Here is a 20,498-nt window from a genome sequence, read left to right as displayed (position 1 = left end):
TTGACTCCTGGCGAAAGATATTAGTACTGGTTGAAGCCGGTCGCGTAACGAAACGCCTCGACATAGTGACCGTCCTTCTTCGGCTGCTCGTGGCGCATTTCGTCTTTGGCCTTCTTCAGGTCCTCGGGTGTCCAGTCCGGCCGATATTTGTTTACGGCAGGCTCAAATTGGCTCACCTGCTTGGCCGCAGCATCGAATTTTAGCTCCGCGACGCCATCAATGTTGACGAAGTAATTCGCTTCCTGCGGTGAAGGATAGAAGAAATACATCTCAGGAACTTTGTAAGGCTTGAGGCCCTGCTGTAATTTTTGATTGGGGAAGTAGAGCCAGAATTCCGCGGCGCGCACCGCATCAATGGTGTTGAACGCCGCCATGCGGTGGTCACTCTTATGCCAGCGTTCGTACCACTCGCCGGGATCAACGCTGAGCAGAACATCGGGTCGAATCCGGCGAATGATGGCCGTCGCCTCCTCGGTGAGCTTAGGCTGAGGAGCATATTCCAACATGCCATCGTCGTAACCCATCCACTGTATGTTTTCTTTGGGCGTCCCCAGCAAGCCTTCAGAGGCTTCCTGCTCAGCCTTTCGGATTTGAGCCAGTCGCTGGGAGTTCATGTCGGGGTCATACGAGCCCTTGTCATCGTTGGTGTAAACCACGATGTACACCCTGTTGTGGTTGCGATTGAGTAGGGCGATAGTGCCGCCGGCGCCAAAGACGTCGTCATCGGGGTGAGGAGTGAAGAGCAGGACGACTTTGTTCTGCAGGTTCTCGAGGCGCGTCTGCTGGGCGTGCGCAACACCCGAGCCAACGATGAACGAGCAGACGAGAACCAAGCAAATCCTCATTGCACCCTCCGAGCCGGAAAACTGTAGCGGCAAAAGATAGCTCAATTCTCGGAATTCGTCGAATATGACCGGGGGACGTTGGCTCCAACCGGGCTTGAATCTTGACATGCAGGATGAGTGATGTCACAGTGGCCGTCCAACAAGAACACAGTTAGACGAGCTCGTAGAGGTGCTGGTCGTAGAGGAGGCTCTATGTCGCTCCGTAGAGGTTTCATTGCGGTTTCCGTTCTGATTTTCCTGCCGCTGCTGCTCCCGTTGCCTTTGTCCGCTCAAGTTGATCGTGGCAGCATCGTGGGACAGGTGAGTGATTCGTCAGGGGCGCGCGTTCCCGCGGCCCAGGTCACGATCACAAATTTAGCCACCAATCAGTCGGTCAAGGTCAACACCGACGACACCGGACACTACGCCGCGGATCTGCTCCGCATTGGCGCCTATTCGGTCAGAGTCGAAAAGACAGGATTTCAAAAAGCACTCGAGCCCTCGGTTGAGGTGGGCGTGAACCAAGCTGCACGCGTAGATATCACCCTGAAAGTTGGCTCGACGGCTGAAACGGTGGAAGTGACCGCTGCTCCTCCGCTGCTGCAAACGGAAGCGTCATCGCTGGGCACAATCGAAACCCAGCGGCGCATCTCGGAGTTGCCTCTGAACGGGAGGAACTTCATACAGCTCGCTTATCTTGGGCCGGGAGCGAACGGCGGACAGACCGGAAGCAACGTCAGCGGCGGCGTTTTCGAGAATGAGCGCGCCAATGAAGCTGTTTCCGTCAACGGCCTGCGTGTCTCCAACAATAACTTTCTGCTCAACGGCGTGGACAATAACGAATTTGGCCTGGGTGGCGTGGTCGTGTTGCCGGCGCCCGACGCGATCCAGGAGTTCCGCACAGAAGAAAACTCCATGAGCGCTGAATTCGGACGCGGTGGGGCTGCCGTCAACGTAGTGCTGAAATCGGGGACCAACGACATTCACGGCGGCGTGTATGAGTACATCCGAAACGACAAGTTCGACGCCGTAAATTACTTCAACCAGGGCAAACAGCAGCCGTTCAAGCGCAACCAGTTTGGCGCCTTTCTGGGCGCTCCAATCAAAAAGAACAGAACTTTCATTTTCGGCGACTACCAGGGGTCGCGCTTGCGCGAGAGCCAGCCGTTTCTCTCGACCGTACCGACGACCGCGGAGCGGAGTGGCGACTTCAGGGACCGGCTGACGGGACAAACCTTCTCACCCTGCGGAAGTCCCTCGCCTTCAAACACATTTGATACAGGAACTATTTTTGATCCCAGGCTTACAGGCAGCTGCCTCGATGCGAGCGGTAATACGGTGCTGTTGCGGCAGCCCATCAGTTATCTGGGGCAAGTAAATGTGATTCCCCCAACAGGGGCGGGCGGAGCCGGTTCCAGTATTGATCCCGTGGGGCAGAATGTAGCGAACTTTTATCCCTTGCCGAATCTCGCCGGCGTGACTAACAACTATCTGGCCAACCAAAACCATGTAAATAGTCAGGACCAATTTGATGTTCGGCTAGACCACCGTTTCCGCGAACAGGACCAGGTTTTCGCTTCGTACAGTTTCGGCGATATACGGAGCCAGCGGCCCGGCCCATTGGGACCTTTGTGGGGCGGCTCCGATTGCTGCCCCAGCATCAGCCAGTCTCGCGCACAGCACACCGGACTGGGGTACACCCACACTTTTTCGCCTCGGCTGCTGAATGACCTGCATGGCGGGTATTTCCGCTATGCGGTGAACGCGTTTCCTTTTAATTTCGGCAAGAGCCTGGGCACACAACTTGGCATTCCGAATGCGAATCGCAGCAGCGACCCGAACTCAAGCGGGCTCACCAATATTGATATCTCTGGCCTCACACCGCTGGGTGATTCAGAATACCTTCCCGAGCACGCGTTTGAGAATATTTTCCAAGTTGCGGACACACTTACTTGGATTCGAGGCAAACATTCTCTGAAGTTTGGAATTGATTTCCGTCGCCAGCAGCGGAATTTCTATCAGGTAACCGCCCCTCGAGGGTTTTTTGATTTCGGAGGTGTTTACACTAACGATCTGACCACGGCTAACGGCGGAAACGGTCTTGCCGATCTTCTGCTTGGAATAGCGGACTACACCGAACAGGATGTTCTTGCTGGCATCTATCCCACTCGCTATTGGGACATGGCCGAGTTCGTACAGGATGATTTTCGCGTCCGGCCAAATCTGACGATCAATCTTGGCCTGCGATACGAAATCACATCGCCCGCGAACGGGCGAGTAGGCAACTTCGATTTGAACCGCGCGGTGGTGATCACATCGTACGGCCCCAATGCGGTCCCGCACGGCGGCGTGCAGTTCGATAAGAGTAATTGGGCGCCACGAATCGGATTCGCCTGGTCGTTGCCGGGGAATACCGTAGTCAAAAGCGCCTTCGGTGTTTTCTATTCGGCCGAAGCCAACATTTTTGACGATCTTGGCCTCAACCCTCCGCAACTAACGTTTGTTGCGAGGAACTTTAATCCGCAAGCTCCACCGGCATCAGGGCAGCTCATCTCGACCGGGTTTCCCGCCAGCATTCCACCCGGCAATGCGACCAATATCCTGGGCGCGGTCAAGACGACCGGAGCCAAACGGATTATCCCTCGCATCTTGGAATGGAACCTGAGCGTGCAACACCAGTTTGCACAAAATTGGGTGGCGCAGATCGGATACGTGGGCACGCGTGGCTATCACTTGTGGAACCATGAGGCCAGCGACTTGAACCAGCCGCCACAACCGCTGGATACGAATTTTTGCGGACCAGATACGAACAACTGCATCGCCAATTTCGGACGGCGTTACTTCGCACAGCAACCGAATATGACGGCCGTGCTGCCGCTCGACTTTGCCCAACTGCAGATGTTTTACAACGCTTTTGAGGCTTCTTTGAACAAGCGGTTTTCGAATGGGTTGAACTTTTTGGCAGCTTATACATTTGCCAAGAACATCGGCAACGCCGACGGCAACGTTGGCGGGTTCATCCAGAATTCCTATCGCGCCGACCTCGAGCATGGCGCCGTAACTCCCGATCTTCGGCACCGATTCACTATCAGCTATCTATACGAACTGCCTGTCGGCCACGGCCGGCGATTCCTCGGAGGCGCCAGCGGAATAACGGATGCGGTGCTGGGTGGGTGGCAGGTGGGCGGAATCACCACCGCGCAGACCGGTGAAGCGGTGACGGCTGTCATGTCGAGCGACTTGAGCAACACAGGCAGCTTCAGTTACCGGCCCGATCAGATTGCCAATCCCTACGATTTCTCATTCAATACGGCATCGCAGGGGACAGACTTTGGTTGCACTAACCCTGGTCACCAGACGCTTGATTGCTGGTACAACCAGGCCGCCTTCGCCGCACCTCCGTTGGCCCCAGGTCAGCAGTCGGCCCACCGCTACGGCAACTCACGGATTGGCAACCTGCGAGGGCCCAATCTATTTGACTTAGACCTGGTACTGCAGAAAACGTTCAGCATCCAGGAGCGGCAGCATCTGGAGTTTCGCGCCGAGTTCTTCAATTTTCTCAATCACCCGAATTTTGGGCTCCCAGGCGGGGGTTCCCAGGTCCCGGTTGATGTTCCTGGGGGTGCGGCCATCACCAATACCGCTACCGACAACCGGCAAATTGAGTTCGCTTTGAAGTACACGTTCTAAGGTGAGGGTGTACGGAGACGGGGCGGTAATCCCTGAGTTACTGTCCGTCGCCTTTGAACACGACGGGAATAGTTTTCAGCAGGATCTTGGAGTCGAGCAACAAACTCCATTTCTCGATGTATTCGAGATCGAGGGCCATCTTGAGCTCGAAAGAAGGATCCAGGCGTGCCGTAATCTGCCACAAACCGGTTACGCCGGGAGTGACATCAAGGGTGCGCATGTCCTCGGGACGGTAGTGATGGATTTCTTCAATGTCCGGGGGTCGAGGGCCGACCAGGCTCATGTCACCAACGAAAACGCTCCATAATTGTGGAAGTTCATCCAGACTAAAGCGGCGGAGCCAACGGCCGACGACGGTAATGCGCGGATCGGCGGCCATCTTGAAGAGGGGCCCATCGCGCTCGTTCAGGTGTAGCAGATCTGACTTCAGCCGGTGAGCATTTATGACCATGGTCCGGAACTTGTAAAAATTGAAGTTCCGCCCTTTTTTACCCACGCGAACCGAGCGGTAAAAGATCGGACCTTCGGAATCCAGCTTTATGAGGACCGCGATGATTGCGAGCAGCGGACTCAAAATGAGCAGGGCAGCGCCCGAGACCAGCAGATCCAGGGCACGTTTGAGAATGAGGCTAGCGCCCAGACCAGCTTGATCGGAGCTGACGACCGCTGGAAAATCAAGGGCTTCTTCAGAGGCTGAAATCGGCGATTTTTCAGTCATCTTCTCTCGTCAAACTAGTCCCGGAACTCTGTCCGGCGGACTTGGAACACGAACCTGCGATCCTTCATCAGCAGTTTTTGGAGGCTTTGGAACGCAATCATTCTACATTACTGCGAAGTTCGGGTAAACATTTGCGTGCGTTTGGTAGTGGCGCAACACTGCACCTCTACCCTGCGTTTCGAAAATTTTGGCGTGAAGCGTCTTTCCATTTGTCCGTGGAATCTATCAGAGCGGCGGTGAGAGTTGAGCGAAGAGTTGCTCATACTGGGTAACAATCTTGTCCCAAGAATAACGCTCCGAGGCGCGGGCCAAGGCATGCGCCTCCAATTTCTCTCGCAAAGTGGGATCGTCAATTAGTTTTTTTAAGGTTGAGGCCAGTTCCGCAGGATCATGTGGAAATGACAGACCACCGTCCTCGACCGCTTCGCGATTTTCGGGTGTATCCAGGTAAGCCAGCGGATTTCCGGCAGCCATGGCTTCTACCAGAGTGGGATGAACTCCTCCGATTTCGAGAGCCGACACATAGATTCCGGCATTTTTCTGCAGAGTCCAGTAGCCATCGCCATAGACCGACCCGAGAAAACGTACGTTGGGTCCAGCCATGGCTTTTAGACGTTCCGCATAGGCCGGATCGTATTTGCTGTCCCCAACCAACACCAGCGGCCAATCGGTTTGTAAACCGTTGTAAGCACTAATAACCAGTTCCGGGTTGTTCTCTGGTTCCAGCCTGGTGACATAAAGAACGTAGTGATATCGCGGCAAGTCGAATCCGTTCATATCTTCACATCCGGCAGGCACTTCGGCTCCATAGGTGATCAAGGTAGATTCTTTGTGGTAGCGGAGCCGATAATAATCGCGAATGGCCGAAGCGTCAGTGACGATGCGTGTGGGCGTGAACACTGCCATTCGCTCGCACATCAGCAGGAACGCACGTGCAAACCAATTCCATTTTTTGCGCTTGCGATCCAGGCCGTCCACGTTGAGGATCGTTGGTTTGCCGAAAATACGCGGAATCCAGGCCAGCGGACTGTTACCAACGTTGCAGATCAGCACCACGTCAGCGTCGGTGAATGAGACATGGAATACGGACAGCAAAGTGTTGAAAAAAGTATCGAAGTGCTTACGAGAAATCGTGGGAAGTATTACGCGCTTGACGCCGGGATGGACAACATCGTCAGGGCGCGTAAAGGGTTTGCGGCAGTAAACTGTTACGGCGTGACCGCGCGCCGCCAGACGTGTGGCCAACTGTTCCGCCAGGGTTTCAAAGCCGCCGTAGCGGGCGGGAATGCCGCGGGTGCCTAGGATGGCGATTTTCATGAAAGCGAATCAAGCCTTGGCTCGGTCGGTTTGAGAAAATGTAGTGGGAATTTTAACAGTATGCCGCACACAAATCATTGAAAACAGCTTTCACGAGTGGACCAGAATTGGCTCAGTGCCGCAAATGGCATGCGCTTTAGGATATAAAAGATAACGTGGGGAACGGTACCAAATTGGAGAAGCGGGCTCCGACCGAGCTATACGGAGCAGATTACTACGCACATCACTGTGGCCTTCCCTACGACCGGTCAGAACCTCATTGGTTTCAGTTTTTCGGAAAAATCGCGGACACTATTGTTCAAGAACTCCGTCCTAACCGTGTTTTTGACGTCGGCTGCGCAATGGGTTTTTTGGTGGAAGCACTTCGCGATAGAGGTGTAGAGGCCTGGGGCTCCGATATTTCGGGATTCGCTATAAGCCGGGTCCGTCCTGATATTCGCGCCTACTGCCGAGTCGGCTCGGCCACAGATCTGCTGGACGGCAACTATGACCTTATCACCTGCATTGAGGTATTAGAACACTTATCTGAGCAAGAGGGCGTCACTGCCGTCCGAAACATGACCTCCGCTGCTGATGCGGTGCTATTTTCCTCGAGTCCAACCGATTTTGCTGAAGCGACCCATTCAAATGTACAGCCTCTCCTTTACTGGCTCAAGCTGTTCCGGGATTTCGGTTTTGCTCCTGATAAAAAGCTGGATTTCTCCTGTGTTTCGCCGCAAGCGATTTTGCTGCGGAAGAGTTCGACCCGACCTTCAGAGGATGATCTGTTCGAAGTAGCTTTGTCCCGACATATTGCGGTGGAAACCGCGCCTTTGCATGCGCAAATAAACCGATCTGATCGAGAATTGCAACTTTTACGGCAGCATGTCGGCAATATTGAGGGAAGCCTGGGATGGCGATTGAGCTTCGCATTCAGAAAACGCCGGAACCGGTATTTTCCGGAAGGCACTACTCGAAGGATTTGGGCTGATCGTGCACTTCGGTTCGTCAAATTTTTATTACTCGAGGGCATACCAAAACTCAAAAATCGGGTGAGGCAAAGTGCCGCCTGGCAGGTTGCTACAAAGGTGTTATTACGAAGAGGGCGCCTCTTCATTTCTACCGCTGCATATCGACGCTGGATTGAGCTTCGGGAGTCCCAATTTTGGCCTTCAAAAGTCATAGGCGAAGAGCTGAAGCAATTTAGTTATTGTCCGACACTCAGCATCATTATGCCCGTATATAACGTTCGCAAAGATTACCTGGAGAAGGCGATCAATTCAGTTCGAGATCAGGTCTACGGCAATTGGGAGCTATGCATCTGCGACGACGCCAGCACGCAGGAACACATACGGCCGTATTTGGAAACATTGAAATTGCAGGATCCAAGAATTAAGGTCTTGTTTTCAGAACATCGCGGAGGAATAAGTGCAGCCTCGAATAGAGCATTAGAACTTGCCAGCGGGGACTTTGTAGGCTTTTTGGATCATGATGACGAACTTAGTTCCGCGGCCCTTTTTGAGGTGGTGAAACTTTTGCAAGAACATCCGGAAGCCGACGTCATCTACAGCGATGAAGACAAGTTAGAGCCCAGTGGAGAACGCAGCGATCCTTTCTTTAAACCCGACTGGTCACCTGAATATCTGTTGTCCTGCAATTACGTTTGTCATTTTGGTGTCTATCGAAAAAAATGCGTAGATGAAGTGGGAGGATTTCGCTCAGGATTTGACGGCAGCCAGGATTACGATCTGGTGCTGAGAATAGCTGAGAGAACACACAATATCTTTCGCATTCCCAAGATTCTTTATCACTGGCGGAAGGCAGAGGGATCAACTGCGACCACCGCTCTCGCCAAGAATTTCAGTACCGACGCGGGATTAAAGGCGCTGAGAGAACATATGCAGCGCTGTGGTATTGGGGGCTCAGTACTCAACGATGGACAGCCCAATCGTTACCGCGTGCGACCGGAAATCGCAGAGCAGCCGTTGGTGAGTATCATCATTCCCACTAAAGACGGGGTGCCGGTCCTAAAGCGTTGCTTACAGAGCATTGAGTCGAAAACCACGTATCCGAATTATGAAATATTGATTATTGATAACGGCAGTACCAAGCCGGAGACATCCCGCTATTTTGAGACTTTAAGGCATCGGGTGATCAGGTTAGTTGAACCATTCAATTTTTCGAGGTTGAACAATGTTGGCGTGCAGCACGCTAATGGGTCATATTTGGTGTTTTTGAATAATGACACTGAAGTGATCTCGCCGGAGTGGATCAACGCGATGTTGGAGCTTTGCTCCGTGAAGGAAGTCGGTATAGTCGGAGCCAAGTTGTATTACCCAAATCGGTCTATCCAGCATGCAGGCGTGGTTCTTGGAATCAAAGGGGTTGCGGGCCATTCGCACAAGTACTTTCCCGGCAGGAATCGCGGATACTTTGATTCATTGGTGTGCATTCGGAATTATTCTGCAGTCACCGCTGCCTGCATGATGGTTCGCAGAGACGTCTTTGATGCGGTCGGCGGCTTTGACGAGGAGCTTCGAGTCGCGTTTAACGATGTGGATTTTTGTTTGCGAGCCCGTCAGAAAGGCTTCAGGATTGTCTGGACGCCGTATGCCGAACTCTTTCATCACGAATCAGCGACCAGAGGACGCGCACTGGACGAGAAGGAAGTCGAATTTATGAAACGGCGATGGGGTGCAGCCTTGCTGCACGATCCGTACTATAATCCCAATCTCACTCTCGACCATGAGAACTTCAGTATTCGGCTCTGACCGGAGCTTGCTGTCTAGCTGAAGCTTAACAGCATAACAATGCAAAAACTTTCACTCACCCCGATCCTCCTCTCCGGAGGCGGCCGTAGCGGTAGCACACAAGTAATGTCGCTGCTGGGATCTGACCCCGCGGTAGCTTTCGACCGACATTTTCCGTATGAGAATCGATACTTAACTTATTTCGCAAAGTTTGCGTTGTTGCTGCAACGCCCCGACTTGCACCAGTTCCTCGACCCGGAGCAGCTCTTTGATTTTGACTATCTTGGGTTTGGAGGAAGTAGACCTTGGCCGACGTACGTCCCTCCATACAGCCCATATGTCTACCTTCCACGCCCAGACACCGGCAACTGGATAACAAAGGTGTGGGAGCTGTTCTGTAAACGCACAATTCAACAGAAGCCTGAGAGCGCGTTTTATGCAGAAAAAGCGCCAGTCTGGTTGGCGCCATTGTTGCGGCAGTTTATGCAGTGCTTCACGATATACAACTTTCGAGATCCGCGTGATATTTTTATATCCACCAACGCCTTTATAAAAAAACGTAATTCGCTCGGTTTTGCACGTTCTGCAGAAGCTACAGATCGTGACCACGCACGCCGCCTTGCTCACGCTTTCTTGTACACCTTCGAGAGTTATTATGCTGATCGGAACCGCGACGACACCCTGTTACTTCGATATGAAGATTACGTATTGAACCGGCCTGAGGTGATCGAGAAGCTTCGCAAGCTTACCGGTGCCAAAAAGATATCTGACACGAACGAGCCATATTTGAGCGAACACGCGACCGCCCGAGACGTAAACCAATCGGTCAAGCGTTGGGAAAGAGAAGCTATTCCGCAAGAAGTTGTTGCGCTTCTGGAGCAACATTTACAAGAAGAGATGCCGGCATTGGGATACCCCCTGTCATTAGGGCAGCCCAAACATCCAGTCAGATCAATTTCTTTTGCCGAAGGCCGCGCGAAATTAACTGCAATAGATCACTCTTCTCACGGCTACCTGGAGCAGAAGCCCGATTATGCCGAAGCGCACATCGGAGGACCGGACTTTCACATATTTTTACCCTTTGACTCGTTCTCAGCCACTGAGGTCAAGGAAGTGTGGATATGTGTAGGGGGCGAGATTGGCCGCATCTTCTCCCTCTATTGGCGTGGACGCGACACACGGTTTTCCGAGACCTGTTGCATTAATCTGGCGTACGAGCCCTCGGCTCATTGGACGATTCTGTCATTTCCGGTGGGCGAGCATCCCGAATGGTCAGGAACCATTACGAATTTGCGACTGGACTTGTTTAATAGCTTGGTTAAACCTCACAAGGGAATTGGCCGTATTCGTTGGGTGAGGCTTATTGACCATTAAGAGTTGAGCTACTGGCCGTTGCCTTTGAAAACCACCTGGATTGTCTTGAGCAGGATTTTGCAATCCAGTCCCAGGTTCCAGTTATTTATGTATTCAAGATCGAGCGCCATCTTGAGGTCGAATGAGGGGTTAAGACGTGCTTTGATTTGCCACAGACCTGTCACTCCCGGCGGCATGTCCAGAGTGCGCATGTCCTGGGGGCGGTAATAACGAATCTCGTCCGTATCCGGTGGACGAGGCCCCACCAGACTCATATCACCAAGGAAGACACTCCACAGCTGCGGAAGTTCATCCAGGCTGAAACGGCGCAGCCACTTGCCAGATCTGGTAAGGCGGGGAGCGGCTGCAACATTAAAGAAGGGAGAATATTGCAGATCCTGTTCTTTGGTTTTGGCTTCGCCAACCATCGTGCGAAACTTATAAAAAATGAAATGCCGGCCCTTCAGGCCAACACGAGTGGATCGGTCTAACACGTCGCCATGCGTATCTAACCGGACAATCGCGGCAATAACCGCCAATAGAGGGCTCAAAAGAATCAGTGCAAAGCCGGCAAAGAACATATCGGTAGCGCGCTTTACCGCGAGCCTGATCGCAACCGGCCTACCGCGTGTGACTGCGACAGGAGAATCGTAGACTCGCTGTGCTGATGAAATCTGCGATTCGCGCGGGGAATTCATGCTATGGTCAGCCGCACTTTTTTCAGACAAAGTGCCCGGCCGGAACGGTCTGTGGTTGATTAATTAATTCCTGGTAACGCGCAATGGCATCTTCGGGATCTCCATCCGCAATGATCTCTCCAGAGTGCACCAGCAGCACCCGATCGCAAAACTCCCGCACGCTGTTCGTGTCGTGAGAGACGAACAAGATGGTCTTGCCCCGGTCCCGGAAACTGCGGATGCGGTCGAAACATTTGCTGCGGAAGCCGGCATCGCCGACCGCTAAGATTTCATCCACCAGGAGGATGTCAGGATCTACAGCAGTGGCCACGGAGAATGCTAACCGCATATACATCCCTGAAGAATACTGCTTGATCGGAGCATCAATGAAGTCACCTATTTCGGCAAATGCAATGATCTCCTCCTCCAGGGCCTTTATTTCCTTCTTGGTCAGGCCCAGCAATAGGCCGTTTATGAGAATATTTTCCCGCCCAGTCAATTCGTGGTGGAAGCCGGCGCCTAATTCAATCAGGGGAGCAATGCTGCCGTCCACGTGGATGCGGCCGGCGCTGGGGGTATAAACGCCGGCGACCAGTTTCAGAATTGTGCTCTTACCCGATCCGTTCCGCCCAATAATGCCGACCGTACTTCCGTGGCGAATGTCGAATGAAACGCCTTTGAGCGCTTCAAAATTATGATATGTGGTTCGGCCTCTTAAGTAAAACTTCGAAAACGCCTCCCGCAAGGTGTCAGGCCGTTCGCGGATCACGCGAAAACGCTGCACTACATCTTTGAAACTGACTGCAGGTTGGGAAGATCGCATCTCTACCTACACGTAAAACACGAAGAGGTCCTCATAACGCCGGAAAACCGCAAAGCCGATCATAAGAGCGACCAGGCCACAGGCGACCGACATGAACACCGACTGCGGACTTGGCAAAAGTCCGTAATAAATGCTCAAACGAAATCCGTTTAAAACATAAAGCATCGGATTCAGGCGAAATAGCCACCGGTGCTTCGCGGGAATGAAATCTAAAGAATAAATAATGGGGGAGACGTAGAACCAGGCAGATAAAACAATCTGGATTATATGACTGACGTCGCGATAGAAAACATTCGCGGCGGCAAAGAAAAATGACGCCCCCAGGGTGAACAAGAATAGTCCCAACATGGGTACCGGCAGGTACAGCCAGGTCCAATGCAGAGGAAAACGGAGCAGTACGATTAAAAGCGCTAATGGAATCAATGAAAGGAAGAAATTAATGATATTGGCAATGACCGCAGCCAGGGGAAATACAAATTTGGGGACACGGATTTTCTTGAGTAGCTGCGCGTTGCCCACGACGGATTCAACCGAATAGGCCAGGGACTGGGCGAAAAAGGTCCAGGGTAGCAGCATGCTGAGCAGGAAAATCGCGTAGTGGTGAATGGAAAAGCGCATGAGCGAGCCAAATACAATCGTCAGAATGATCATGAGGAGCGCGGGATTCAACAATGCCCAGAGAAATCCAAGCAGGGAGCGCTTGTACCTGATGCGCAATTCCTTTAAAGCCAAGGCCCAAATGAGTTCCCGGTGACGAATCAAATCATGAACGAGCGTAAACATCGATGCTTAAGCCTTAGGTGAACAAGTATTGCTTATATCTGGTGTTATATAGGCTGTCAAACCCCGCCCTCCTCGTGAGAAGAGAGCGCTTAGTGTGCTAACCTGATGCTCCGCCTGCCCATGGTGTCGGTCCTGATCTGCACCTTTAATAGTGCGCAAGTGCTTCCCAATTGTCTACGCTCCCTGTTCGAACAGGACTACGCCTCCATAGAAGTGGTTATCGTTGACAATGCCTCGTCCGACGGAACACAAGAGCTGTTGTCCCAATTTTCTGGCCGTCTGCCTCACAGAATTGTTCTGAACGACAAGAATGTCGGCTTTTCTGCGGCACAGAACCAGGCATTGCACCTTTCACGAGGGGAATGGGTGCTCACTCTGAATCCGGATGTGGTGCTGAGTCCAAACTTTATTTCGGAGTTGCTGCAAGCCGCACACCTGGATCCAAAAGTGGGCAGCCTGTGCGGAAAGCTGCTCCGCTGGCAACCAGGCGCCGCACCGGAATTTACGAAGAAGATTGACTCCACCGGCATGTATTTTGTCCGCAATCTTCGGCATTTCGACCGCGGCAGTGAACAGCCAGACAGCGGACAATATGAAAGCCTGGAGTATGTTTTTGGGGCAACTGGAGCTGCCGCCCTCTTCCGGCGAGCTATGGTTGAGGATGTCTCGGTTGATGCCGAATTTTTTGACCAGGATTTCTTTGCCTATCGGGAAGACGCCGATCTGGCCTGGCGTGCACAATTGATGGGTTGGCGCTGCCTTTACGTGCCTTCGGCAATTGGATGGCACGAACGGCGTGTGACTCCCGCGCGTTTTCGTGAGCTGCCATTGTCGATTAACTGGCATTCCGTCAAGAACCGGTTCCTGATGCGAATGAAGAATGTCAGTGGAGGCACCTATCTTCGGTTGTTCATCCCTGTTACAGCTCGAGATCTGCTAATCGTAGGCTACTGCCTTCTGGCGGACCAGAGACTGGTGTCCGCCTTTTGGTTTGTGTGGAAAAATCGCCGGCGAACCTGGCGGAAACGTAAACAGATACAGGCGCGGCGCAGGGTAGAGGAACCCGAAATTCGGTGGTGGTTTAATGACCAGCCCACAAGCAGGGCGTTTGATAAGGGCGGCCCGACCATCTCTGTTCCGGAACAGGGCTCTTAGTTGGTTTTGGGAAAGCTCCTGGCATTTGATATCGTTGCAGCGATGCTCCAGTTTCGCAGGTTCCTTCACCATCCCTATTGGCGAGGTCTGTCGTGGTTTGGGCCTGTTATTGGACTGGGCGGACTAATTTTCCTGCTCTTTCTAAATCGAACAAACTGGCTGGTGGTGCCAATAACACAGCAGACTCCATCCAACAGTCCGCAATTTCAGGTTCCCCACGGAAAACTCATTATTGGTAATCTTGATGGCATGTTTGATTCGCGATTACCGGATGGCACGGGCGTAATTACAATTCAGGCGGGAGCCTCCATCAGGCTGTTCGGTTGGGCGGCTTCTACGAGCGATGCAACACCGATAAAGCAAATTTCAGTATGGGTAAATGACACCATGGTCGGAAAGGAGACTCACTTTTTTGAACGTCCCGACGTCGCCTCCGCCTATAGACGGGCTGATTTTGCAATGAGCGGATGGGAGACCGAGGTCCGTTTGAAGGGAGTAACCGCAGGAACGTATAGGCTCTCCGTACAGGCAGTAGCCACTGACGGCAAAACTGCGATCTTGTCCCAGCTCCGCCTTGTTGTCATGCCATGAAACCCTCTCCAGCGGGAACAACCACGGCATTTCATAGTGGCTCGGCGATGGACGATCAGAGTCAGCCCATCACGTCTGCCGATCAACCTCAGCGTCGTAGTTCGTTGGTTATGACGTTGACATGGATTTACGACAGGCTCGATTTTGTAGTCGGGATACTTCTTGTCGCGGGAATCAGCATCGCCATCTTGGCGATTCCACGCGCCCCGATTGTTGTCGGGGCGATCAATTTCATAGACCAGTCCTGGCTACTCGATTTGGTATTTAAGACCCGGCAAGGGGTTTGGCTCGGTCGAGATGTCGCATTTACTTACGGGCCAATTGCCCAGCTGCTCTGGGGCTTGTCTTCGCGTATTCATGGCTTATCCCTCGGATCGGCTTTCAAATACGTGGAGTTCCTTCCGTTCTTGTATGTAGTAATCGCCGATATTGCGCTCGCCTTCCTTCTGCTGCGTGGTCATCCCGCCTGGAAGAGGGCCTTCTACATACTGGCTTTGGTCGTGTTCTGGCAATACTTTGATTTTCGGGTCTCCACTGCGCTCTTACTGTTTGCAATGTCGCTTTACCATTTCGACAAGGTCCTCACTCCAGGTAACAAAACCCTCTGGCGCAGTGTCTTGGTTGCCTTGCCGTTAGCAGCTTCTTTTTTGGTTTCAACCGACACCGGCGTGTATGCCGTAATTGGGCTTGGACTAGTTGCAGGATCGCAGCTGATTTGTTTCAGAGCAGAACGCCTAGCCCTGAAAAAGATCCTGCAATTTGCTTTTTTAACAGGAGCATTTCTTGCCGTGTGGATGTTTCTCATTGGTGCTCTCATTACCAGGTCTAGCACGCGATTTTGGACCATCTCTTTAGCTAATATCGAAAACTATCGATGGTCTGTAGCTTTTCCAATGGTCCGCATGAAGGCGCAGTTTGTTTCGACGTTTATTGTGTCGGGGGTAATTGCGATTCTCGCCTGGATCTGGCGCGACCCGGGGGCACGCAGCATTTCCCGTAAACCCGTTTTTATATTATCCGCAACTGCGTTTAGCTCTCTTTTTTTACAATCGAGCATCGTGCGTGCTGATTGGGGTCATGTTGCTTTTGGTCTTTCCCCGGCGATTGCTCTTTCGGCCGTCATCCTCATGGGGTCAGAGAAACGGTCGCGTATACCTTGGTGGGACGACGGTCCGGTTTTTCTTGCTTTGGTAATGACCGCACTATTCACCGGACCGACTCCGATGTTAGTCCCCAAGACGCTTGCGGCAGACATACAAAGGTACCGTGCTCCGGAGACACATACCTGCCCGTCGAACACTTTTTATCTCGACGGCGCCTGTCTCTCTTCCAGAGATTTTTCACAACTCAATGCTGTTTCCAATTACATTGACAGTCATTCAGCGCCCTCGGATTCGGTGTTTATCTTTCCTTACGAGAACGTATATGCGGTCACCGCAAAGAGAGTTGCTGCCGGCGGAGTGCTGCAAAATTATGCAGCCATGGGAAATGTATTGATTCAACATCAGATCGCGTCGCTTGAAGCGCAAAAACCGCCACTCGCAATATATTCTGCGGATGGATTGGCAAGCGGGCCTGTGGATGGAGTTCCGAATTTGACCCGTACTCCCGAAATATGGCTTTACCTTCAAGCACACTATCGAACCGAATCACAGGTTCGCGCAGGTGTGCTTGTCCTGCGCCGAGACGACACACGTCACAATAACTGGGCTATGGATTCGACCGAATTGCCGATCAACTCTGTTTCGAGACCGATTGACCTTCGGCATGCGGACGAGGTTACTGTATCTGATCACATTTTATGGCCAGCAGATGCTGACCTCCTGAAGATTTCATTGTTGCTCGACTATCCACTCTCCTGGCACCTGCGAAAACCATGGCAGCTGTTGGTGGAGGTCCACCGCGCCGACGGAACCGAGAAAATTGTTCCCGCGATCGTTCCTCCTGGTCGGTTATCTGAAATCTGGATATATCCGTGGATGGAACAACAGCTCAAAAACTATTTCTCATCGAGTACCGCGGAGTGGCGCTTAAATGGCAGCAGATCTCCGGTGACCGAATTACGGATCAAGGTCAAGCGGATGGACTGGATTTCTGTAAGACCCTTGAATATTAGGATCGACAAATTGCAGGCCGTAAAGCTGTCTCTCCGTTCGACCCCAAGTGCGGGTACAGATGTCTCGACCTACTGAGCCCTGCCCGGAGCTTAGGATGCCCCCTCCCACCCTAAGCTTACGTTCATACAAATCCTTACTCGCGAATATCGAGAACGGAAGGCTTCTTGAGATCACAACCACGATCCTGTCATATGCCGTGCTGCTGGGCGGCCTGGTCACCATCGCGGTAGCCGTGCGTTTGTCTTTTATCGCCTATATGCGTGTGCCGTTCGCCGACATGTGGTCGGCAATAGACAGCATGGCGAAAACACCACCCATCAAGTGGCTCTGGTTGCAACATAATGAGCATCGTATTCTTATTCCTAAACTATTCTTGTTGGCTGATTTCAACTTTTTCAAGGGGAGGGAAGATTTTCTCCTGATTTCAATCTTTGTAGTTCAATTAATACATTTTGTGCTATGGCTATGGATTCTCCGCACCATTATTGGATTGCGCGGTTCTGGGTGGCGAACCGCAGCCGGAATTGCTGGATTGTGCTTGTTCTCCACGTTGCAGGGAGTGAATTTTACTTCCGGATTTCAGATCCCATTCGTGCTGCTCAGTCTGTTTGTTACGGTTGCCGTAAGCTCTTTGCTGCTTCGAAAACAGAGCAATGCTCACCATGCTGGTCTGGGTTGGAGGCACGTCTGCCTTGGGCTGTCGGCCGGGGCAGGTGCGACATATTCGCTGTTCAATGGAGTACTGATTTGGCCGGTCTTAGTCACCATTGCAGTACTTCAACGGCTTTCAAAGAAGATGGTCATGGCAATTGGGATCGCTGGAACTCTCGTCAGTGTCTCCTATCTCTACCATTTCAACCGTGCGCCTGGGAGTTCTGACCCGCTGCGCTCATTGCATGCACCTCTGCGCATTGCCGAATACATAGCAAAATATCTGGGAGCACCGATTATATGGTTGGCGCCCCACTTGGTTATGATTTGTGGTTGTCTAGGTTTAGGCGTAGCCGCGTACATTTTTAGGAACGCTCTGGATCGTTCCGAGCGCGAGCCAACAACTTTGCTTGTTCAGGCTCTCATCCTTTTCTATATGGGTACGGCAGTTGTCACAGCTTTGGGAAGGCAAATCCTCGGCTCTGATCAAGCATTATCTTCTCGGTATCAAACGTTCACCCTGATATTTTGGATGTCCATTGGCCTCTTGCTCGTGAAGCACGCCTCACAGAGCAGCCGTACTTTACTCTTGGGACTTCAGCTTGCGGTCCTTACCTTGATGGTCCTTGGTGCCACTCGGCTCGACTTCTCCAAACAGCCGGAACGGCTGAGAGCGTTGCGAGCCAATACCGCCTCGCTTGCGATTCTTACAAACGTATTTGATCAAGAGACACTGAAGGCCGTATTCCCATTTCCGGAGTTCATTCCTCAGGTTTCACCCTTCTTGAAAGAACGTGGACTCTCGCTATTCTCAACTGACCTGGCAAAACATCTTGATCAACGTCTTGAGGAAGCTTACTCTCTTCGGTCTGAGCCGTGCTTGGGAGGTCTGGATCCGGCGAGTATTGTTGGCGCGAATTCGCCTCCGGGATTACGAGTGTCTGGCTGGACTTGGGACCCAATCAGGCAAGAAGCCGTCTCCCAGATTGTTTTTGCAGCTGAAGGTAAGATTGTAGGGTATGGCGAGCCCGGATACGTGCGGCCGGGATTGAAAGAACGATTTTTTAGGGACAAGGCACAATATGCTGGCTGGGTGGGATTTGTGAAACCTATGCAACGAAGTTCGCCAGTCCTGGTATACGCGGTTACGAAGGGCGGGCATGGCGAACTATGCCGAGTGGAACGCCTGTCCATTTCTCCCAACAGGCCGAATTGATGACCGTCTTAAATAGCCAGGCTACCTCTGGGATGGAAAGGCGACAAGACAAGTCCAAGGAAATTGGTTTTTTCAACCGTCACGCGACGGAAGCCGAATACAACGTGTTTTCTGAGCGCAGTAATCATCGGCTAATAAGCAAGTGCCTGGAGTTGGCAAAATTGAGACCGCCAGGGCGCGTGGCTGACCTTGGATGCGGTTCTGGAGTATTCAGCGCAATCCTCTCAGAAAATGGTTTTGATTGCCTTGGCCTCGACATTTCATACGGCCTCGTAGCTCTGGGACAACGCCTTCGTCCAAATATCAGGTTCCTGACCGCTGACATCGAGGCCCTGCCACTTCCGAGTTGCTCGCTGGACGGTGTCATGCTAAGCGGCGTGGTTCATCATTTGCCCGACCCGAGAGCATGCGCCCGGGAAGTGTTTCGGGTGCTGAAGCCAGGCGGAGTTTTCATGGCTTTCGATCCTAACCGGATGAATCCCTTCATGTATCTGTACCGTGACCGCTCTTCACCGTTCTACAGCAGCAAGGGAGTTACGGAGAATGAGCGACCGGTTCTCGCCTGGCAGGTGAGGCGGGTTTTTTCGGAGGCTGGATTTGAAGTTCGTAGTTCCTATCTTTCCGGGTTGTCCTACCGATATGTGGCCTCCTCGCTCGGACGAGTATTTCTGCCGGCATACAATTTCCTGGATTCTGTGTTTTTTCTGCTGCCCTTCCTGAAGAATTTCAGCTCGTTCGTGCTGACGACTGGCGTGAAAAAGACTTGAAAACCTCAAAGACGAGGATTGGTATCGTCGGGATAGGCTTCGGCGAGCGAATTCTCGCTCCTGCCTTTGCACTGAATTCGAGCTGTGAGGTGAGCGCAGTTTGCGCTACCACGCAAGACCATGCTCTCAGCGCGGCCCGACGTTTGGGAGTTGCCAAGGCGTACCACGATTGGCGATCTCTAGTAAATGACAGCCAAATCGATGCACTCGCCATAGCAACGCCACCCACGGTACAGCCGGACATCGCGATCCCCGCGTTGCAGTGTGGCAAAGCCGTCTTTTGCGAGAAACCGGTCTCCACCTCGACTGAGGCTGCCAGCGCCCTAGTGGCAGCCGCCAATAAAGCGGGGGTGGCCAATATGGTGGACTTTGAATTTCCTGAAATTCCACTTTGGAGCACGGCCAGGGACATTGTAAACAGGGGCGGCGTCGGGACAATCCGCCATGTCATCGTCAATTGGCAGGTGGAAACATATGCCATTCGGAAGAGGCTGAGTTCCTGGAAAACCGATCCATCGCAAGGGGGCGGTACTCTTTTTTCTTTTGTTTCACATGTCTTTTATTATCTGGAATGGCTTCTGGGTCCGATTCGAGATCTCTCCTGCACCTTGTTCCCGCTTAGATGTGAGCAAGATGCGCCGGAGTTCCGCGATGCCTTCGTCACTCTCGTACTCCGACTTGCCACGGGCACTCCCGTGTCGGTATCAGTGAGCACCGGCGCGTTTTTGGGAAGTGGTCACTCGCTGGAGATTTACGGCGATTCTGGCACGCTGAGCTTGCGCAATGAGACGTCTGACTATATCAGTGGTTTCCGGCTTTTTCATGGAACTAGAGATTCCAACCGGTTGCAGGAGATTGCGGCAGCAGGCGAAACTTTAGGCCCGGGGCGAGATGGACGAATTGATGCAGTGGGCAAACTGGTGAATCGTTTTGTGGATTGGATACAAACGGGGAATGCGAGTCACCCTACGCTGAAGGATGGGCTGCGGGTGCAGACTCTGCTGGAGTGCGCCTTAAAATCTCACTCTACTGGCAGATTTGTGAGTTGTGAAGGATGAGCAACCACGGTGAGGGCGTCGGACTTATT

At 52.5% G+C, this 20,498-nt stretch carries 14 protein-coding genes; 8 read left to right on the top strand and 6 right to left on the bottom strand.

Features of this window, described 5'->3' with window-relative positions:
- Nucleotides 1-20: 20 nt before the first annotated feature.
- Nucleotides 21-845, bottom strand: coding sequence for a PIG-L family deacetylase (locus VFA76_06500; GenBank protein HZR31486.1), 825 nt, complete (start codon nt 843-845; stop codon nt 21-23).
- Nucleotides 846-1,037: 192 nt separating this feature from the next.
- On the opposite strand from VFA76_06500, the gene VFA76_06495 reads away from it, so the two are divergent.
- A complete protein-coding gene (locus VFA76_06495; protein HZR31485.1) occupies nt 1,038-4,514 on the top strand; it encodes a carboxypeptidase regulatory-like domain-containing protein in 3,477 nt (1,158 codons plus the stop codon).
- A 37-nt stretch (nt 4,515-4,551) separates the two neighbouring features.
- On the opposite strand, the gene VFA76_06490 is transcribed toward VFA76_06495, so the two are convergent.
- Both VFA76_06490 and VFA76_06485 read right to left on the bottom strand, forming a co-directional pair.
- On the bottom strand, nt 4,552-5,232 hold the full coding sequence (locus VFA76_06490; protein ID HZR31484.1) for a sugar transferase: 681 nt from the start codon (nt 5,230-5,232) through the stop codon (nt 4,552-4,554).
- 225 nt (nt 5,233-5,457) lie between these two features.
- Nucleotides 5,458-6,549 (bottom strand): glycosyltransferase, encoded by a 1,092-nt coding sequence (locus tag VFA76_06485; GenBank protein ID HZR31483.1) that lies wholly within the window; start codon nt 6,547-6,549, stop codon nt 5,458-5,460.
- Between the two features lie 155 nt (nt 6,550-6,704).
- Here VFA76_06485 and VFA76_06480 point away from each other — a divergent pair, with 155 nt between their 5' ends.
- Nucleotides 6,705-9,299 carry a glycosyltransferase gene (locus VFA76_06480; protein HZR31482.1) on the top strand — a complete coding sequence of 865 codons (2,595 nt, stop codon included), beginning with the start codon at nt 6,705-6,707 and terminating at the stop codon, nt 9,297-9,299.
- Nucleotides 9,300-9,404: 105 nt separating this feature from the next.
- Complete coding sequence (locus VFA76_06475; GenBank protein ID HZR31481.1) at nt 9,405-10,652, top strand: hypothetical protein; 1,248 nt, start codon at nt 9,405-9,407, stop codon at nt 10,650-10,652.
- 8 nt (nt 10,653-10,660) lie between these two features.
- Here VFA76_06475 and VFA76_06470 read toward each other — a convergent pair whose 3' ends face one another.
- Genes VFA76_06470 through VFA76_06460 form a run of 3 tightly spaced genes read right to left on the bottom strand, consistent with a single transcriptional unit; the run spans nt 10,661 to nt 12,914 of the window.
- Nucleotides 10,661-11,329: a sugar transferase gene (locus tag VFA76_06470; protein ID HZR31480.1), complete on the bottom strand. Its 669-nt coding sequence runs from the start codon at nt 11,327-11,329 to the stop codon at nt 10,661-10,663.
- 22 nt (nt 11,330-11,351) lie between these two features.
- Nucleotides 11,352-12,131, bottom strand: coding sequence for an ABC transporter ATP-binding protein (locus VFA76_06465; GenBank protein ID HZR31479.1), 780 nt, complete (start codon nt 12,129-12,131; stop codon nt 11,352-11,354).
- 6 nt (nt 12,132-12,137) lie between these two features.
- A complete protein-coding gene (locus VFA76_06460) occupies nt 12,138-12,914 on the bottom strand; it encodes an ABC transporter permease (GenBank protein ID HZR31478.1) in 777 nt (258 codons plus the stop codon).
- Nucleotides 12,915-13,019: 105 nt separating this feature from the next.
- Here VFA76_06460 and VFA76_06455 point away from each other — a divergent pair, with 105 nt between their 5' ends.
- The 5 genes from VFA76_06455 (at nt 13,020) to VFA76_06435 (ending at nt 20,469) form a co-directional block, all read left to right on the top strand.
- Complete coding sequence (locus VFA76_06455) at nt 13,020-14,069, top strand: glycosyltransferase family 2 protein (GenBank protein HZR31477.1); 1,050 nt, start codon at nt 13,020-13,022, stop codon at nt 14,067-14,069.
- A gap of 587 nt (nt 14,070-14,656) precedes the next feature.
- A complete protein-coding gene (locus tag VFA76_06450) occupies nt 14,657-16,852 on the top strand; it encodes a hypothetical protein (protein ID HZR31476.1) in 2,196 nt (731 codons plus the stop codon).
- A 19-nt stretch (nt 16,853-16,871) separates the two neighbouring features.
- Nucleotides 16,872-18,644 carry a hypothetical protein gene (locus VFA76_06445; GenBank protein ID HZR31475.1) on the top strand — a complete coding sequence of 591 codons (1,773 nt, stop codon included), beginning with the start codon at nt 16,872-16,874 and terminating at the stop codon, nt 18,642-18,644.
- Nucleotides 18,644-19,411, top strand: coding sequence for a methyltransferase domain-containing protein (locus VFA76_06440; GenBank protein HZR31474.1), 768 nt, complete (start codon nt 18,644-18,646; stop codon nt 19,409-19,411). The genes VFA76_06445 and VFA76_06440 overlap by 1 nt, the downstream gene beginning before the upstream one ends.
- Entirely contained in the window at nt 19,408-20,469 is a 1,062-nt protein-coding gene (locus VFA76_06435; GenBank protein HZR31473.1) for a Gfo/Idh/MocA family oxidoreductase, read from the top strand. Before VFA76_06440 ends, VFA76_06435 begins: the two co-directional genes overlap by 4 nt.
- The last annotated feature ends 29 nt before the right edge of the window (nt 20,470-20,498 follow it).

The organism is Terriglobales bacterium, from assembly GCA_035651655.1.
In the GTDB taxonomy this organism is placed as follows: Bacteria; Acidobacteriota; Terriglobia; order Terriglobales; family Acidobacteriaceae; genus DASRFG01.
This window is presented reverse-complemented; position numbering and strand designations above follow the sequence as displayed.

Coding starts and splice junctions, on each gene's coding strand:
- VFA76_06500 (HZR31486.1), bottom strand. CDS start 845: ATGAGGATTTGCTTGGTTCTCGTCTGCTCGTTCATCGTTGGCTCGGGT.
- VFA76_06495 (HZR31485.1), top strand. CDS start 1,038: ATGTCGCTCCGTAGAGGTTTCATTGCGGTTTCCGTTCTGATTTTCCTG.
- VFA76_06490 (HZR31484.1), bottom strand. CDS start 5,232: ATGACTGAAAAATCGCCGATTTCAGCCTCTGAAGAAGCCCTTGATTTT.
- VFA76_06485 (HZR31483.1), bottom strand. CDS start 6,549: ATGAAAATCGCCATCCTAGGCACCCGCGGCATTCCCGCCCGCTACGGC.
- VFA76_06475 (HZR31481.1), top strand. CDS start 9,405: ATGTCGCTGCTGGGATCTGACCCCGCGGTAGCTTTCGACCGACATTTT.
- VFA76_06470 (HZR31480.1), bottom strand. CDS start 11,329: ATGAATTCCCCGCGCGAATCGCAGATTTCATCAGCACAGCGAGTCTAC.
- VFA76_06465 (HZR31479.1), bottom strand. CDS start 12,131: ATGCGATCTTCCCAACCTGCAGTCAGTTTCAAAGATGTAGTGCAGCGT.
- VFA76_06460 (HZR31478.1), bottom strand. CDS start 12,914: ATGTTTACGCTCGTTCATGATTTGATTCGTCACCGGGAACTCATTTGG.
- VFA76_06455 (HZR31477.1), top strand. CDS start 13,020: ATGCTCCGCCTGCCCATGGTGTCGGTCCTGATCTGCACCTTTAATAGT.
- VFA76_06450 (HZR31476.1), top strand. CDS start 14,657: ATGAAACCCTCTCCAGCGGGAACAACCACGGCATTTCATAGTGGCTCG.
- VFA76_06445 (HZR31475.1), top strand. CDS start 16,872: ATGCCCCCTCCCACCCTAAGCTTACGTTCATACAAATCCTTACTCGCG.
- VFA76_06440 (HZR31474.1), top strand. CDS start 18,644: ATGACCGTCTTAAATAGCCAGGCTACCTCTGGGATGGAAAGGCGACAA.